The 15,420-nt window shown below is 68.8% G+C and carries 12 protein-coding genes; 6 read left to right on the plus strand and 6 right to left on the minus strand.

What is annotated here, in order from left to right; translation table 11 throughout:
• Nucleotides 1-27: 27 nt before the first annotated feature.
• The 4 genes from ASG29_RS06775 (at nucleotide 28) to ASG29_RS06790 (ending at nucleotide 3,387) form a co-directional block, all read left to right on the plus strand.
• On the plus strand, nucleotides 28-693 hold the full coding sequence (locus tag ASG29_RS06775; protein ID WP_055982029.1) for a pyrimidine 5'-nucleotidase: 666 nt from the start codon (nucleotides 28-30) through the stop codon (nucleotides 691-693).
• Nucleotides 690-1,523: a 2,3,4,5-tetrahydropyridine-2,6-dicarboxylate N-succinyltransferase gene (gene dapD, locus ASG29_RS06780; RefSeq protein WP_055982032.1), complete on the plus strand. Its 834-nt coding sequence runs from the start codon at nucleotides 690-692 to the stop codon at nucleotides 1,521-1,523. Before ASG29_RS06775 ends, dapD begins: the two co-directional genes overlap by 4 nt.
• 154 nt (nucleotides 1,524-1,677) lie before the next feature.
• Nucleotides 1,678-2,640 carry a class II fructose-bisphosphatase gene (glpX, locus tag ASG29_RS06785; protein ID WP_055982036.1) on the plus strand — a complete coding sequence of 321 codons (963 nt, stop codon included), beginning with the start codon at nucleotides 1,678-1,680 and terminating at the stop codon, nucleotides 2,638-2,640.
• 156 nt (nucleotides 2,641-2,796) lie between these two features.
• Nucleotides 2,797-3,387, plus strand: a complete 591-nt coding sequence (locus tag ASG29_RS06790; protein ID WP_235532807.1) for a CPBP family intramembrane glutamic endopeptidase — start codon at nucleotides 2,797-2,799, stop codon at nucleotides 3,385-3,387.
• Here ASG29_RS06790 and ASG29_RS06795 read toward each other — a convergent pair.
• From ASG29_RS06795 to ASG29_RS06815, 5 genes are all read right to left on the minus strand, one after another.
• A complete protein-coding gene (locus tag ASG29_RS06795) occupies nucleotides 3,377-4,138 on the minus strand; it encodes an ABC transporter permease (protein ID WP_055982042.1) in 762 nt (253 codons plus the stop codon). The two genes, ASG29_RS06790 and ASG29_RS06795, sit on opposite strands and share 11 nt — an antisense overlap.
• Nucleotides 4,135-5,067, minus strand: coding sequence for an ABC transporter ATP-binding protein (locus ASG29_RS06800; RefSeq protein WP_055982045.1), 933 nt, complete (start codon nucleotides 5,065-5,067; stop codon nucleotides 4,135-4,137). Before ASG29_RS06800 ends, ASG29_RS06795 begins: the two co-directional genes overlap by 4 nt.
• A gap of 73 nt (nucleotides 5,068-5,140) precedes the next feature.
• On the minus strand, nucleotides 5,141-5,857 hold the full coding sequence (locus ASG29_RS06805) for a DsbA family protein (protein WP_055982048.1): 717 nt from the start codon (nucleotides 5,855-5,857) through the stop codon (nucleotides 5,141-5,143).
• Nucleotides 5,854-7,215, minus strand: coding sequence for a M48 family metalloprotease (locus ASG29_RS06810; protein WP_055982050.1), 1,362 nt, complete (start codon nucleotides 7,213-7,215; stop codon nucleotides 5,854-5,856). The genes ASG29_RS06805 and ASG29_RS06810 overlap by 4 nt, the downstream gene beginning before the upstream one ends.
• A gap of 88 nt (nucleotides 7,216-7,303) precedes the next feature.
• Nucleotides 7,304-9,961, minus strand: a complete 2,658-nt coding sequence (locus ASG29_RS06815; protein WP_055982374.1) for an Rne/Rng family ribonuclease — start codon at nucleotides 9,959-9,961, stop codon at nucleotides 7,304-7,306.
• A gap of 456 nt (nucleotides 9,962-10,417) precedes the next feature.
• Between ASG29_RS06815 and ASG29_RS06820 the strand changes: the two genes are divergently transcribed.
• Nucleotides 10,418-11,383, plus strand: a complete 966-nt coding sequence (locus ASG29_RS06820; RefSeq protein ID WP_082515735.1) for an N-acetylmuramoyl-L-alanine amidase family protein — start codon at nucleotides 10,418-10,420, stop codon at nucleotides 11,381-11,383.
• Nucleotides 11,384-11,390: 7 nt separating this feature from the next.
• Here the strand turns inward: ASG29_RS06820 and ASG29_RS06825 are convergent, their stop codons facing one another.
• Entirely contained in the window at nucleotides 11,391-12,776 is a 1,386-nt protein-coding gene (locus ASG29_RS06825) for a porin (protein WP_156457919.1), read from the minus strand.
• Between the two features lie 120 nt (nucleotides 12,777-12,896).
• Between ASG29_RS06825 and ASG29_RS06830 the strand changes: the two genes are divergently transcribed.
• On the plus strand, nucleotides 12,897-15,359 hold the full coding sequence (locus tag ASG29_RS06830) for a penicillin-binding protein 1A (protein ID WP_055982056.1): 2,463 nt from the start codon (nucleotides 12,897-12,899) through the stop codon (nucleotides 15,357-15,359).
• The last annotated feature ends 61 nt before the right edge of the window (nucleotides 15,360-15,420 follow it).

Raw genomic sequence — 15,420 nt, forward strand, 5'->3', positions numbered from 1 at the left:
CGCCGAACCGCGCTACCGCCGCTCCCGATGCTGCGCGCCCTGTCCCATGTCGACACCTGGATCTTCGATCTGGACAACACGCTGTACCCGGCGTCCGCCAACCTGTTCGCCGCCATCGATGCGCGGATGACCGCCTTCGTCGCCGACCTGCTGGGCATCGACCCCGTCGCCGCACGGCGGATCCAGAAGGATTATTTCATCGATCACGGCACGACTCTGGCGGGCCTGATGATCGACCACGACATCGATCCGCATGCCTTCCTGTCGTACGTCCACGATATCGAGATGGACGTGCTGGAGGAGAACGCCCCGCTCGCCGCGCACATCGCCACGTTGCCGGGCCGCAAGCTGGTCTTCACCAACGGGGACAAGCCCTATGCGCTGAAGGTACTGGACCGGTTGGGCCTGGGCGCCAGTTTCGAGGCGGTGCACGACGTCCACGCGATGGACCTGTCGCCCAAGCCCGCGGCGTCGGCCTATGCCGGGCTGTGCGCCGCCTACGACATCGACCCGCACCGCGCATTGTTCGTCGAGGACATGGCCCGCAACCTGAAGCCCGCGAAGGCGATCGGGATGACGACCGTGTGGGTCGACAACGGCAGCGAGCAGGATCGCGACGCCGACCGGTCCTATGTCGATTACCGCACCGACGATCTGACCCTCTGGCTCGACCACATATTGGAGTCCGCATGACCCCCCATCCGAATTTCGGCGACCTTCAGCAGACGATCGACACCGCGTGGGAGGATCGCGCGACCCTGGGCCTGACCACGAGCGGGGAGGTCCGGTCCGCGGTCGACCGCGCGCTGGCGCTGCTTGACGCCGGCGAGGCGCGGGTGGCGGAGCCCGACGGGGCGGGCGGCTGGCGCGTCAACCAGTGGCTGAAGAAGGCGGTGCTGCTGTCGTTCCGGCTGAACGACAATGCGCTGATCGACAACGGCCCCGGCGCGGGCCATTGGTTCGACAAGGTGCCGAGCAAGTTTTCCGGCTGGAGCGAGACGCAGTTCCGCGATGCGGGCTTCCGCGCCGTTCCGGGATCGGTCGTCCGCCGCGGCGCCTTCGTCGGCAAGGGCGCGATCCTGATGCCGAGCTTCGTCAACATCGGCGCGCATGTCGGCGAGGGGACCATGGTCGACACCTGGGCCACGGTCGGCAGCTGCGCGCAGATCGGCAGGAACGTCCATCTTTCCGGCGGCGCGGGCATCGGCGGCGTGCTGGAACCGTTGCAGGCCGATCCCGTCATCATCGGCGACGGCGCCTTCATCGGCGCGCGCGCCGAGGTGGCGGAGGGCGTGCGCGTCGGCGAGGGCGCGGTCCTGTCCATGGGCGTGTACCTGGGGCAGTCGACGAAGATCATCGATCGCGCGACGGGGGAGGTGTTCCGCGGCGAGGTGCCGCCCTATGCCGTGGTCGTGCCCGGTTCCACCGGCGGGAACCTGGGCCTGTATTGTGCGGTGATCGTGAAGCGCGTGGACGCGCAGACGCGGTCGAAGACCAGCATCAACGATTTGCTTCGCGATTGATAAGCGGACCGCCGCCGCCTAAGCGCCGGAGCGACGAACGCCCCCTTCCGTTCGCCCTGGGCGAGGTGGAAGGGCAGGCGTCACGCTTTGGCTTCGACCGTGCCCAGCCCGAACGGCTGTGATGGCCGGGGCAAGGAATGAGGGGATAGCCGACATGACGACTGCCGCGAGCAAGACGCTCGACCGCGTACTGGTTCTGGAGATGGTGCGCGTGACCGAGGCCGCCGCGATCGCGGCGTCGACGCTGGTCGGGCGCGGGGACGAGAAGGCCGCCGACGCCGCCGCCGTGGAGGCGATGCGCGCCGCCCTGAACGAACTCGACATGGACGGCACCGTCGTGATCGGCGAGGGCGAGCGCGACGAGGCGCCGATGCTGTTCATCGGGGAGAAGGTGGGCACCGGAAAGGGACCCGCGATCGACATCGCGCTGGACCCGCTGGAGGGCACCACGATCTGCGCGAAGGCCGGGCCGAACAGCCTGGCCGTGCTGGCGATCGCGGAGAAGGGCGGCCTGCTGAACGCGCCCGACGTGTACATGGACAAGATCGCGGTCGGGCCGGGCTATTCCGCCGACGTGATCGACCTCGACCGTACGCCGACGCAGAACGTCGCGGCGATCGCCGCGGCGAAGGGCGTGCAGCCGCACGAGATCATCGCCTGCGTCCTCGATCGGCCGCGGCACGAGGCGTTGATCGCGGAGTTGCGCACGATCGGTTGCGGCGTGGTGCTGATCGGCGACGGCGACGTGGCGGGCGTGATCGCGACGACCGACCCCGACACCACGATCGACGTCTACATGGGATCGGGCGGCGCCCCCGAAGGCGTGCTGGCGTGCGCCGCGCTGCGCTGCGTCGGCGGGCAGTTCAAGGGCCGCCTGCTGTTCCGCAACGACGCGGAGAGATCGCGCGCGCGCAAATGGGGGATCGAGGACCTCGACCGCCAATACGATCTGAAGGAACTGGCGAAGGGCGACTGCATCTTCGCCGCGACGGGCGTGACCGACGGGTCGCTGCTGGAAGGCGTGAAGCGGCAGAGCAAGCGGATGACGACCGAAAGCGTCGTGATGCGCGCGTCGACCGGTACGGTCCGCTGGGTGAAGGGCGAGCATCGCCTCTGAACGGAGGGGAACGATGTGCGATGAGCCGGGCAGGTCCCCGCGCTGAGCCCCATATTCCCCCTCGCCGCCGCGATCGGCATCCTGTGGCTGTTCCTGCGCGGCGACATGTTCGGCCGGTGGCGGCGCGGGGCGCCGTCGCGTCGTTATCCGGCATGGGTGGCGAAGGCGTGGACGGCGTTCGGCGCAGGCTCGCTGACCCTGTTGGCGGCAAGCGGTCAGGTCCGTGCGATCGTCGACCTGCCTCCACCGTTCGCCGCGGCGCGCACGGTGGTGGTGACGTGGTTCGGCGCGATCGATCCGATCGGGCCGATGGGCCTGGCCGCGCTGGGCGGCGTACTGCTCGGCGGGCTGGTCGCGGCCGCGCTGGAACGGCGTGGGCGGAAAGTGGGGCTGGGCGATGTGGAGCGCGTGCTGCCGCGCAGCCGGGCCGAGCTGAGGTGGGCAGCGGCGCTGGCCGTCACGGCGGGGATCACCGAGGAATTGTTTTTCCGGCTGCTGCTGCCGCTGCTGATCGCGGCCGTCACCGGCTGCGCGGTCGCGGGGTTCGCGGTGGCGTGCGTGCTGTTCGGCCTGGCGCACCGGTATCAGGGACCGGCGGGGGTCGTGGCGACGATGGCGGTGGGGGCGTTGCTGACGATCGTCTATCTCTCGACCGGCAGCCTGTGGGCGGCGATGGCGCTGCATGCGGCGATCGACCTGAACGCGGTCGTGCTGCGCCCGATCGTCTCCGGCCGGGTCAGCTCTTGAGCCGCCATCCGGTGCGGAAGATCGCCACGATGGCGGCAAGGCACAGCAGCAGGAAGGCGAAGGTCACGCCCATGCTGACGCCGATGTCGACGTCGCTGACGCCGAAGAAGGTCCAGCGGAAGCCGTTGATGAGATAGACGACCGGGTTGAACAGCGTCACCGTCCGCCACGGTTCGGGCAGGACCGTCACCGAATAGAAGGCGCCGCCCAGGAAGGTCAGCGGCGTGACGACCAGCAGCGGGATGACCTGCAACTGCTCGAACCCGTTGGCCCAGATGCCAAGCGCGAAGCCGAACAGGCAGAAGGTAACCGCCACGAGCAACAGGTACAGCGGCATCAGGAACGGATGCGCGATCGGCAGGTCGACGAACAGGTGCGCGGTGGCGAAGATGATCGCGCCGATCGTCACCGATTTCGTCGCCGCCGCGCCGACATAGCCGATGACGGTTTCCACCGGCGACAACGGGGCCGACAGCAGTTCGTAGATCGTCCCGGTGAACTTGGGCATATAGATGCCGAGCGAGGAATTGAAGATCGACTCGCTGAAGATCGTCAGCAGCATCAGCCCCGGCACGATGAAGGCGCCGTACGCGACGCCGTCGACGGCGCCCATCTGCCGCCCGATCGCGGAGCCGAAGACGATGAAATACAGCGTCGTCGTGATGACGGGGGTCAGCAGGCTGGTCCAGATCGTGCGGCCGAAGCGCGCCATCTCGAACCGGTAGATCGCCCAGATGCCGTGGAGGTTCATGCGCGTTTCTCCGCGACCAGATCGACGAAAATATCCTCCAGGCTGGACTTGCTGGTTTCCAGATCGCGAAAGGCGATGCCCCGCTCGCCCATCCGGTGCAGCAAGGCGGGGATGCCCGTCTCTTCCGCCTTGGCGTCGAAGACGTAGCGCAGCTTGTGCCCCTCGTCGGTCAGCGTCAGGTTCCAGTCGTCGAAGCCGTCGGGTACCGTCGTCATCGGCTCGACCAGGGTCAGGTCCAGCTCGCGCTTGCCCAGCTTCGCCATCAGCGCGGCCTTCTCCTCGACCAGCAGCAGCTCGCCACCGGTGATGACGCCGACGCGGTCGGCCATCTCCTCCGCTTCTTCTATATAATGCGTGGTCAGGATGATCGTCGTGCCGTTCTCGCGCAGGCGGTGGACGAGGTTCCACATGTCGCGGCGCAGCGACACGTCGACGCCCGCGGTCGGCTCGTCCAGGAACAGCAGTTCGGGTTCGTGCGCCAGCGCCTTCGCGATCAGCACGCGGCGCTTCATGCCGCCCGACAGGTCCTTGATCTTCGCGTCGCGCTTGTCCCACAGCGACAGGTCACGCAGCACCTGCTCGATATAATCGCTCTGAGCCGACCGGCCGAAGAGACGGCGGGAGAAGGTGACGGTCGCCAGCACGCTTTCGAAACTGTCGGTCGACAATTCCTGCGGCACCAGCCCGATCGTGCGCCGCGCGGCCTTGTAGTCGCGCAGCGCGTCGTGACCGGCGACGGTGATGCTGCCGGTCGACGGCGTCACGATGCCGCACACGATGCTGATGAGGGTGGTCTTCCCCGCGCCGTTGGGACCCAGCAGCGCGAAGATTTCGCCGCGGTTCACGGTCAGGTCGACCGACTTCAGCGCGGTCGGACCGTTGGCGTAGGTCTTGGAGACGCCGGCGACGGTGAGGATCGGTTCCGGCATGTCGCGGGAGGTAGGGCGGGGGTGGGGGAGTGGCAAGGGTGGCGACGCTCATGCTCCCCGTGCCGGGCAGGATCTAGCGCGCCCGCGCCTTCGCGATCGCGTCCTTCAGCCGGTCGATCGGCAATGCGCCGGTCAGGACCTGGTCGCCGATCACCCAGCTCGGCGTGCCGTTGATGCCCAGCGCCTCCGCAACGGTCAGGTTCTGGCGGATCGCATCGTCGGCGTCGTCGGGGATCGCGGCGACGTTCACGCCGGCGGCGCGCGCGGCGTCCGCGATCGTCGCGTCGCTGACCTGGCCGCGCGCGTACAATGCGTCGTGGAACGCCTTGAACTTCCCCTGCTTCGCCGCCGCCAGCGCGGCGCGGGCGGCAGTGCGGCTGGACGGGGCAAGGACGGGCAGTTCGCGGAAGACGACGCGCAGCTTCGGATCCTCGCGCACCAGCCGCTCGATCGTGGGCAGCGAGGCGCGGCAGTAACCGCAATTGTAATCGTAGAATTCCACCAGCGTGACGTCGGCGTCGGGATTGCCGATCCACGCGCTTTCGTACGGCTGCTCGATCGCGCCGCGGCGCGACGCCACCGCCTTCGCCGCCTCGCGCTGTTGCAGCTTCTCCATCGCCTCGGGCAGGATTTCGGGATGCGCCAGGACGTAGTCGCGCACCACGCGCTCGATGCGGACGCGATCCGCGCCCGTCAGGTCGCCGGGCGCCACGCGGTCGGCAAGCCACATGCCGCCCGCCCCCGCCGCCGCGCCCAGCAGCGCCAGTCCCAGCATCGCCGGACGGCTCATTTCTTTTTCTTCTTTTCCGTATCGACCGTGTCCTGCGCGGTCATCGCGATATCCTGCGCGCGGATCCAGTCGGGCGTATTCTTGGGGATGCCCGCCATCGCGTAACGCGCGCGCGATACTGCGGTGCGCGCGTCGCCGGTCATCGAGGCGCGCTCCGCGGTCGCCAGTGCGGCGCGTGCATCGTCGCCGGTCAGTTCGTAGATCGTGCCCAGTTGCTGCCAGGCGAACGGGTTCCGGTCGTCGCGCGCCACCGCGACGCGCAGGATCTGCCGTGCCACCGGATAGTTGGCCGGATCCTCCGTCGCGATCAGCGCATGGCCGTAGGTGGTGGCGATCAGCGGGTTGGAGCGCGACCCCTCGGTCGCGGCCTTCAATGGTGCGAGCGCGGCCTTCGGCTTTCCCGCCTCCAGCAGGATCTGGCCGACGATCTCCTGGAAATACGGGTCGTCCGGCTTCGCGCGCAATAGCGCCGCGCCCTCCGCATCGGCCTTCGCGGGATAGCCGCTGCGGTGCCAGGCGTAGGCGCGGGCGTAATGGGCGTAGATGGAATCATCGCCCTCGGGATATTTCTGGAGCGCCTGCGCGGGCGGCAGGAGATAGCCGTCGAGCTTCGCCTGCACCCGCTTGAACCGCTCCTCGATCGCCGGATCGGACGGCTTGTTCCACGCCTTGTCCGTCTCCATCGCCTCGGTCAGGTTGGCGATGCGCTCGCTCGACACAGGATGGTCGAGCAGGAACTCGACCTTGCGCGTGATGCCGTAGCGATATTCCAGCTGCTGCATCTTCTTGAAGAACGACAGGTAACCCTTGCCGGTGATCCCGGCGGTGGCCAGGTATTTCGCGCCCGCGGCGTCGGTCGACGCCTCCTGCGCGCGGCTGAAGGCGAGGTATTTGCCCATCGCCGCCTGCTGCCCCGCGGCCATGACGCCCGCGCCGGCCGCGCCACCGCCGGCCAGCATCGTCGCGACGCCGACCAGCAGGCTGACCAGCGTGATGCCGGTCGCTTCCTTGCCCGCCGCGCCGCCCAGCGGCACGTGGCCGCCCGCGATATGGCCCAGTTCGTGCGCGATCACACCCTGCACCTCGTTCGCGCTGGTCGCGGCCTGCAAGGTGCCCGAGTGGACGAACACCACCTGTCCGCCCGCGACGAAGGCGTTGATCGAATCGTCGTTGACGAGGACGATCTGCACGTCGCGCGGCCGCAGGCCCGCCGCGGTGATGAGCGGCGCCGACATGTCGTTGAGCAACTGTTCGGTCTCGGCATCGCGCAGGATCGACTGCGCATGCGCGGGCTGGACCGCGAGCAGGACCGCGGCGGCGACGAAGCCGAACAGGCGTTTCGCAGACAGCCGCGTCATCGCGTGGATATGTCCCTCGATATCATGATGTGGCCGGGCCTGTGCGGCGGTTCGGGTGAACCGCCGCTGAAGGCCCGGCCGTCATCGATCAGGCGCCGAACGTGCGCTGCCACCAGCCGCGACGCGGGCTGCCGTCGGCGTCGTTCGCTTCCTCCGGCGCGGCGTCAGCGGGCGCATCGGCGGCGTCCTCCTCCACGGCCCCGGGCTCGGCAGCGACCGCCGCCGGGGCGTCCTCCGCCACCGGCGCGGCATCGGCCTTCTTGCGCCGGGTGCGCTTCGGCTTGGGCGCGGGCTCCTCGACCGGCGCATCCTCCACGGCCAGGTCGGGCGCGGGCAGGCCGTCGTTCACCGGGCCGGCATCACCGGCCTCGATGACCGGGGCGTCGGCCTTCTTGCGGCGCGTGCGCTTCGCCTTTGCGGGCGGCACGTCGGTCGCGACGGGGGCGGGGGCAGGTGCCTCCTCCTCCTCACGCTCGACCGATGCGGTCGCTGCGGCCGTATCGACCGGGGCACCGGCGCGTGCGCGCGGGCGGCGGCGCGTCTTGGGCGCGGGTGCTTCCTCCGCCACCGGCGAGGCGGCATCGGCGACGGCGACGATTTCAACCGGCTCCGCGGCGTCGACGGTCGCATCGGTCACCAGGTCGGCGACGGGAGCGATGTCCGCGGTCGATCCGTCCGCCGGCGCGCCATCGCGACGACCGCGACCGCGGCGACGGCGACGGCGACGGCCGGAGCGTCCGTCGTCGCTGCCGTCGGCGGGCGCTTCCTCGTTGCTGTCGACGTCGGCGTCCGTGTCGGCGTCGGTATCGACGGCCTCATCCGCCTCCTCGCCGGCGACCGGTGCGTCCTCACCCTCGGGACGGCGATTGCGACGGCCGCGGCGGCGCCGGCGACGGCCGGAACGGTCGCCCGCGTCGTCGCGCGGCTCGGCGGCCTCGGGACCGGCATCCGCCTCGACCTCTTCCTCATCCTCCTCGACCTCGATCTCGTCGTCGATGTCGTCCTCGGGCTCCTCGATCGGGCGATCGAACTTCGGCGCGTGCGCGGGCGGCGGGCCGCTGGCCTCCACCGACATGCGCGCGCCTTCCTCCTCGCCCTCGGCCAGGACCTCGACGTGCACGCCGTAACGGTCCTCGATCTCCGCGATGTCGGCGCGCTTGCGATTCAGGACGTAGAATGCAGCCTCATGACTGCACCGCAGCAGCAGCACCGAGCCGCGACCGCGCGCAGCCTCGTCCTCGATCAGGCGCAGCGCGGACAGGCCGGACGACGAGGCGGTGCGGACGAAGCCGGTGCCTTCGCAGTGCGGGCACGGGCGCGTGGATGCCTCCAGCACGCCGGTGCGAAGGCGCTGGCGGCTCATCTCCATCAGGCCGAACGACGAGATACGGCCGACCTGGATGCGGGCGCGATCGTTCTTCAACGCCTCCTTCATCGCCTTCTCGACCTTCCGGACGTTCGATCCGTTGTCCATGTCGATGAAGTCGATGACCACGAGGCCCGCCATGTCGCGCAGTCGCAGCTGGCGCGCGATTTCCTGCGTCGCCTCGAGGTTCGTCGCGGTCGCGGTCTGCTCGATATTATGCTCGCGCGTCGACCGGCCTGAGTTGATGTCGATCGACACCAAAGCCTCGGTCGGGTTGATGACGAGGTAGCCGCCCGACTTCAGCTGCACGACCGGATGGTACATCGCGGACAATTGGTCCTCGACATGCGCGCGCTGGAACAGCGGCACGGGGTCGCTGTAATGCTTCACCTTCTTCGCGTGGGTGGGCATCAGCAGCTTCATGAAGTCCTTGGCCTGGCGATAGCCTTCGTCGCCCTCGACCACGACCTCGTCGATATCCTTGTTGTAGATGTCGCGGATTGCGCGCTTCATCAGGTCGCTGTCGCCGTACACCAGCGCGGGGGCGGAGGATTCCAGCGTCTTCTCGCGGATTTCGTCCCACAGGCGGGCAAGATAGTCGAAGTCGCGCTTGATCTCGACCTTCGTGCGCTGAAGCCCGGCCGTGCGCACGATGCAGCCCATCGAGGACGGCAGCGCGAGGTCGGCCATGATCGTCTTCAGCCGCTTGCGGTCCGCCGCGTTGCTGATCTTCCGGCTGATCCCGCCGCCGTGCGACGTGTTGGGCATCAGGACGCAATAGCGGCCCGCGAGCGACAGGTAGGTGGTCAGCGCCGCACCCTTGTTGCCGCGCTCCTCCTTCACGACCTGGACCAGCAGCACCTGACGGCGGCGGATCACGTCCTGGATCTTGTAGCGGCGGCGCAGGTTCATGCGACGTTCGCGCAGGTCCTCCACCGCATCGTCCTGCGGGCGCGACTTGCGGCGCGGGGAGGGGGCGTCGGCCGCGCCCTCCTCGTCGTGATGCTCCTCCTCGCCGTGGTCGTCCTCGTGCTCGGCATCGTCGAAATCGGCTTCGAGATCGTCGTCATCGTCGTCGGCGCGCAGCGCGGCTTCCTCGGCGGCGTGCTCCGCCTCCTCGCGCAGCAGCGCCTCGCGATCTTCCTTCGGGATCTGGTAATAGTCCGGGTGGATTTCGCTGAACGCGAGGAAGCCGTGGCGATTGCCGCCGTAATCGATGAACGCCGCCTGCAACGACGGTTCGACGCGCGTCACCTTGGCGAGGTAGATGTTGCCCTTGAGCTGCTTGCGCTCGGCGCTTTCGAAATCGAATTCCTCGATCCGGTTACCCTTGACGACCGCCACACGGGTTTCTTCCCGGTGGCGTGCGTCGATCAGCATGCGCGTGGTCATGATATAGTCTCCGCGCGCCGCAGGCGTCCCGAAGGGCTGCGGCGCGATATAGGGGCGCGGCGTGTCGCACGCGCGGGGATGATGAAACTGCCTTCGCTGCCTGCGCATTTCCGGACGAACGGGGGCCGGGGGCCGCGACGACGCTGCCGCCGGCGTGGGCCGGGCGGGGAAGCGGTCGGGCGAAATGCGGCATGGAAGCGTCAACCTGGGTGGGCCCGTATCCGGCCGGATGCCGGATGGGCAGTGATGCCGGGGCGCTCGCGCGCTCCCGTGCCGGGGCGGCGTAGCATTGCGTGCGCCACGCTTCAACCGGCTGTTACACGCGTTAGCCGGAACCTCTTAACGGTCCGTTAACGATATCGCGCAACCATATGGCGACGGGGTTCGCGCCATCACGGGGCCGGACCATGCGGGGGGCGGGCGGTGCGCCAGGGACGGACACGAATGGGATTTCGCTGGACCCGGGGGCCGGGCATCCGGCATCTGCGGCGTGTGTTGCCGCTCGCCGTCCTAGCCCTTGGCCTGTTGCCGGCCGTGCCCGCGGGCGGGACGGTGCCCGATCGTGCCGGGGGACTGGTGCTCGACCTGACCGACGCGGCACCGGCATCGGTACGGACGGTGGCGTGGGGCGGCGGCGATCGCGCGCGATATATCGTGTCGCAAAAGGTGCCCCCGCGCGCGAAGCCGCGCCCGCTGCCGACGGTGCGCGGCGATGCGGACCGGCCGCTGGTGGTCATTGACGCGGGGCACGGCGGGGTCGATCCCGGCGCGGTCAACACCGAAAGCGGCCTGCGCGAAAAGGACGTGACACTGCGCATCGCGAAGGCGATCCGCGACCGCCTGCTGGAAGGTGGGCGCGTGCGCGTCGCGCTGACGCGCGAGGACGATCGCTACATCCTCCACCGCGAGCGGTTCGGCGCGGCGCGGCGGTTGAAGGCGGACCTGTTCATCTCGATCCATTGCGACAGCGTCGGTTCGGGCACGACCGCGACCGGCGCGACCGCCTACACCCTGTCCGACGTCGCCTCCGACAAGGAGGCCGCGCGGCTGGCGGCGCGGGAGAATCGGTCGGACGTGATCGCGGGCGTGACGCTGGATCGCGACGCGGACGTGTCCTCGATCCTGATCGACCTGACGCAGCGCGAGACGATGAACGCCTCCGCCGGGTTCGCGCGGCTGCTGGGTCGGGAGGCCAGGCCGTTGATGCCGGTGAAGGACAATTTCCACCGCACCGCGTCGCTGCTAGTGCTGAAGGCGCCCGACCTGCCGTCGATCCTGTTCGAGACGGGCTATCTGTCGACGCCGGAGGATGCGGCGTTTCTGGACAGCAAGGCCGGGCGGGGAAAGATCGCGGAGAGCGTGAAGCGCGCGGTGGAAATCCACTTCGCGCGCAGGCTCGCGCTGAAATAGCGGGACGTCAGTAGTTCCACTGCAATTGCGTGCGGATGAGGTTGCCCTCCGCGCGGCCTTCACGATCCGGGTCCGCTTCCAGCCGGTGCATCCGCGCGAAGGCGACGGTCAGCTCCAGCGGCGGGACCGGTTGCCATTCCAGCCCGATCTCGAACTCGTCGGTTTCCAGCCGCGGTGCATCGGGCAACGCCTTCCACCCGCCGCGATAATGCTGCCAGCGCCCGTAGGGCATCAGCTTCGATCCCGGCAGTCGCAGCATCGACTGGACATAGCCACCGTTCAGCGGGCCCGTGACGATGCGGCCCTGCGCGCGATCGTATTCCGGTCCGCGGCCCCAGTTCCATTCGGCCTGGAACCCTAACGGCTGCGGATACAGGATCGCGTGGATGCCGAACCGTTCGTCCGCGAACGACACGTCGCTGGTGCCGCCGCTTCCAAGCTCCGGGTTGATCCGGTTGCGCAGCCCCGCGGCGCCGACCTCCAGCACCTGTCCCGCGAAACCATCGCCCAGCGCGTCCAGTTCGAATGGCCATGTCGCCATCGCGACGGTCATCAGGCTGTCGTTGGTTTCGGTGCGGTTGATGCCCTGTCCGTTGTACAGCGCCAGCGCGAAGGCGCCGTAATTGCCGAACAGCTTCTGCCCGTCGTCGGCCAGCCGCTTCCAGACGCGGTCGACGCGCGTCGGCGTGTAATAAGCGACGATGCCCAGATCGCGTTCGCCGGGCACCGCGCTGTTGATCGCATCGCTGCGGTCCAGCGTAAGGCGGTTGGAGGAGGATTGCATATTCTCCCACCCGTACGGCACCTTCGACTGGCCGAAACGCAGGCGGAAGCGGTGCGCGTCGTCGAGGAACGCGTCGACATAGGCGTCGCGCAACTGCCCGAACCCCTCGCGCCGCTCGCCCGCGGTCTGGTTGCTGACGTTCGTCGCGAAATCGGGTTGCAGATAGAGCGAGACGTCGTCCGATATGTCGCCTTGCAGGACCAGGCGCACGCGGCGCAGCGTCAGGTTCGTGCCGTCCCCGATCCCCGAATCATGCACCGAGCGCAGCCGCGACACGCCCGCGGGGGCGGTGCGGTCGCCGGACAGGAATTCGCTGAAGCGCAGCTGCGTGTAGCCGCGCAGGGTCAGGCGGTCGTACCACGCTTCCTTCTTCGGCGGTGTCGCGGGCGCGGGCACGGAAACCTGCGCGACCTGCGCCGGAGTCGGGGCGGGCGCGACAGGGGAAGCGACCGGAGGTGAGGGAGCCGCGGCGACGGCGGTTCGCGCCGCCTTCATCTCCGCGATCACCGCCTTCAGTTCGTCGATCTGGCGTTGCAGATCGGCGATCGACGGCGCCTGCGCCATCGCGGGCGCGGGCGCCACCGCCATCAGCGCCGCTGCGCGCAGCATGTGGTGACCCATCCCTCAAACCCCTCACGACGACGCCGCGCGCCTTGGCGCATGGCGGGGGCGGCGGCAAGGGCGGCGGGCGCTTCCCCCTCGCGCCGAACCTGCTACACGCTGCCCGACATGGTTTCCGTCGCTTCCCTGCGCAGCGTTCCCGCGCGTCTGTGGCGCCGCCTTCCGGTGCGGCTGCTCGTCTACGCCGCCGTGCTGTCCGTCGCGGCGCTCGGCGGCCTGTGGCTGCTGGTCGCGCGCGACCTGCCCTCGGTCGACAAGCTGAAGGCGTATCAGCCGCCATTGCCCACCAACGTCCGCGGGATCGACGGGACGCCGATCTATTCCTACGCCCGCGAACGCCGCGTCCAGTTGTCGTTCCAGGAATATCCGCAGCTGATGATCCGTGCGATCCTGGCGGCGGAGGACAAGACGTTCTTCGAGCATCACGGCCTCGACTACCCCGGCCTTGTCCGTGCCGCCTATCAGGGCGTCGTCAGCGGATCGACGCCGCGCGGCACGTCGACGATCACGCAGCAGGTGGCGAAGAATCTGCTGGTCGGCAACGAGGTCAGTTACGCCCGCAAGCTGCGCGAGGCGATCCTGGCGTGGAAGATCGAGGACGCGCTGACCAAGGAGCAGATCCTCGAGCTGTACCTGAACCAGATCGCACTGGGCCGGAACGCCTTCGGGGTCGAGGCGGCGAGCCACGCCTATTTCGACAAGGAGCTGGACGAACTGGGGCTGGCGCAATTCGCCTATCTCGCGATCCTCCCCAAGGGGCCGTCGAACTACGAACCCTTCCGCCACACCGAACGCGCGCTGGAACGCCGCAACTGGGTGCTGGGGGAGATGGCGCGCAACGGCTTCATCACGCCGTCGCAGCGCGATGCCGCACGCGCCGAGCCGATCGGTGCGGTCACGCGGCGCACGCCGAAGTTCGAGCGCGTGCGCGGCTATTTCGTGGAGGAGGTCCGCCGCCGCCTGATCCAGCGGTTCGGCGAAACCGATCGCGACGGGCCGTACAGCGTATATGCGGGCGGGCTGTGGGTGCGCACCTCGCTGGACAAAAGGTTGCAGGAACTGGCGGCGGAGGCGCTTCGCGACGGCCTGCTGCGCTACGAACGCGGGCGCGGGTGGTCGGGGCCGCTCGGCCATGCCGACATCATCGGCGACAATTGGCAGGGCGCGCTGCTGAATACGAACATCAGCCTGGATTATTCCGACTGGCGACCCGCGATCGCGATCACGCGCGCGGGGGATGCATGGACGATCGGTTTCGCCGACGGCAGCACGGGAACGATGCCGCGCTGGGCCGCGCAGGTGCCGATGCGGGGCACATCGACGCCCGCCTTCGGTTCGATCAAGGCGGGCGACGTGCTGGCGGTCGCGCCGTCCGGCACCGATTACGCGCTGCGCGGCGTGCCGCGGATTTCGGGCGGCTTCGTCGTGCAGGAACCCGCGACGGGCCGCGTCCTGGCGATGCAGGGCGGCTTCGAATCCAGCATCCAGTCCTTCAACCGCGCGACGCAGGCGCAGCGTCAGCCGGGCTCCACGATCAAGCCGATCGTATATTCCGCGGCACTGGAACACGGAATGACCCCCGCGTCGATCATCGTCGACGGCCCGTTCTGCGTCTATCAGGGCGCGCGCCTCGGCCAGAAATGCTTTCGCAACTTCTCCGGCGGCGGCGCGGGGCCACATACCATGCGCTGGGGCATCGAACAGTCACGCAACCTGATGACCGTCCGCGCCGCGGCGCAGACCGGCATGGGCAACGTCGTGCGCCTGATGAAGAACCTCCAGATCGGCGATTACCAGCCGTATCTGTCCTATTCGCTGGGCGCCGGCGAGACGACGGTGGAGAAGATGGTCAACGCCTATGGCGTGCTGGCCAACCATGGCCGATGGCATGATTCCAGCGTCGTGGACCTGGTGCAGGATCGCGACGGCAAGGTGATCTGGCCGGATCAGTGGCGGGCCTGCAACGGCTGCAACATGCGCGAGTGGAACGGGCGCGCCATGCCGCGACCCGCGCCGCGCGGGCGGCAGGTGCTCGACGCGATGAGTGCGTACCAGATGGTGCATATCGCCGAAGGTGTGATCCAGCGCGGCACCGCGACCGCGCTGAACGACCTGGGTCGCCCCATCTTCGGCAAGACGGGAACCAATTCCGGTCCCACCGACGTGTGGTTCATCGGCGGTACGCCGCAGATGGTGGGCGGCCTGTACATGGGATACGACACCCCGCGCAGCCTGGGCGGCTACGCGCAGGGCGGAACCCTGGCGGTCCCCATCTTCAAGGCGTTCGCGAAGAAGGCGTGGGAAGGGATGGAGGTCCTGCCCTTCCGCGCGCCGAAGGGCATCCGCATGGTCCGCATCGATCGCGGATCGGGGCGGCCGGTGTACGGCACGTGGCCGGGGTTCGAGGAGTTCAAGCCCGCGGTCATCTGGGAAGCGTTCAAGCCGCAGAGCGAGGCCCGCCGCGCACGTCGCGTCGCCACGACCGCCGCACCGACCGCCGTGCCCACCGCCCGCGCCAGCCAGGCACCGCGCGACAGCGAGTTCTTGCAGAGGCAGGGCGGCATCTACTAAGCCGCATCCGACCCCAGACGCCCGTCGTACCGCACGACACCGGCTTGCCGGCGTGTCGTGA

This window comes from Sphingomonas sp. Leaf412, assembly GCF_001425405.1.
Lineage (GTDB): Bacteria > Pseudomonadota > Alphaproteobacteria > Sphingomonadales > Sphingomonadaceae > Sphingomonas.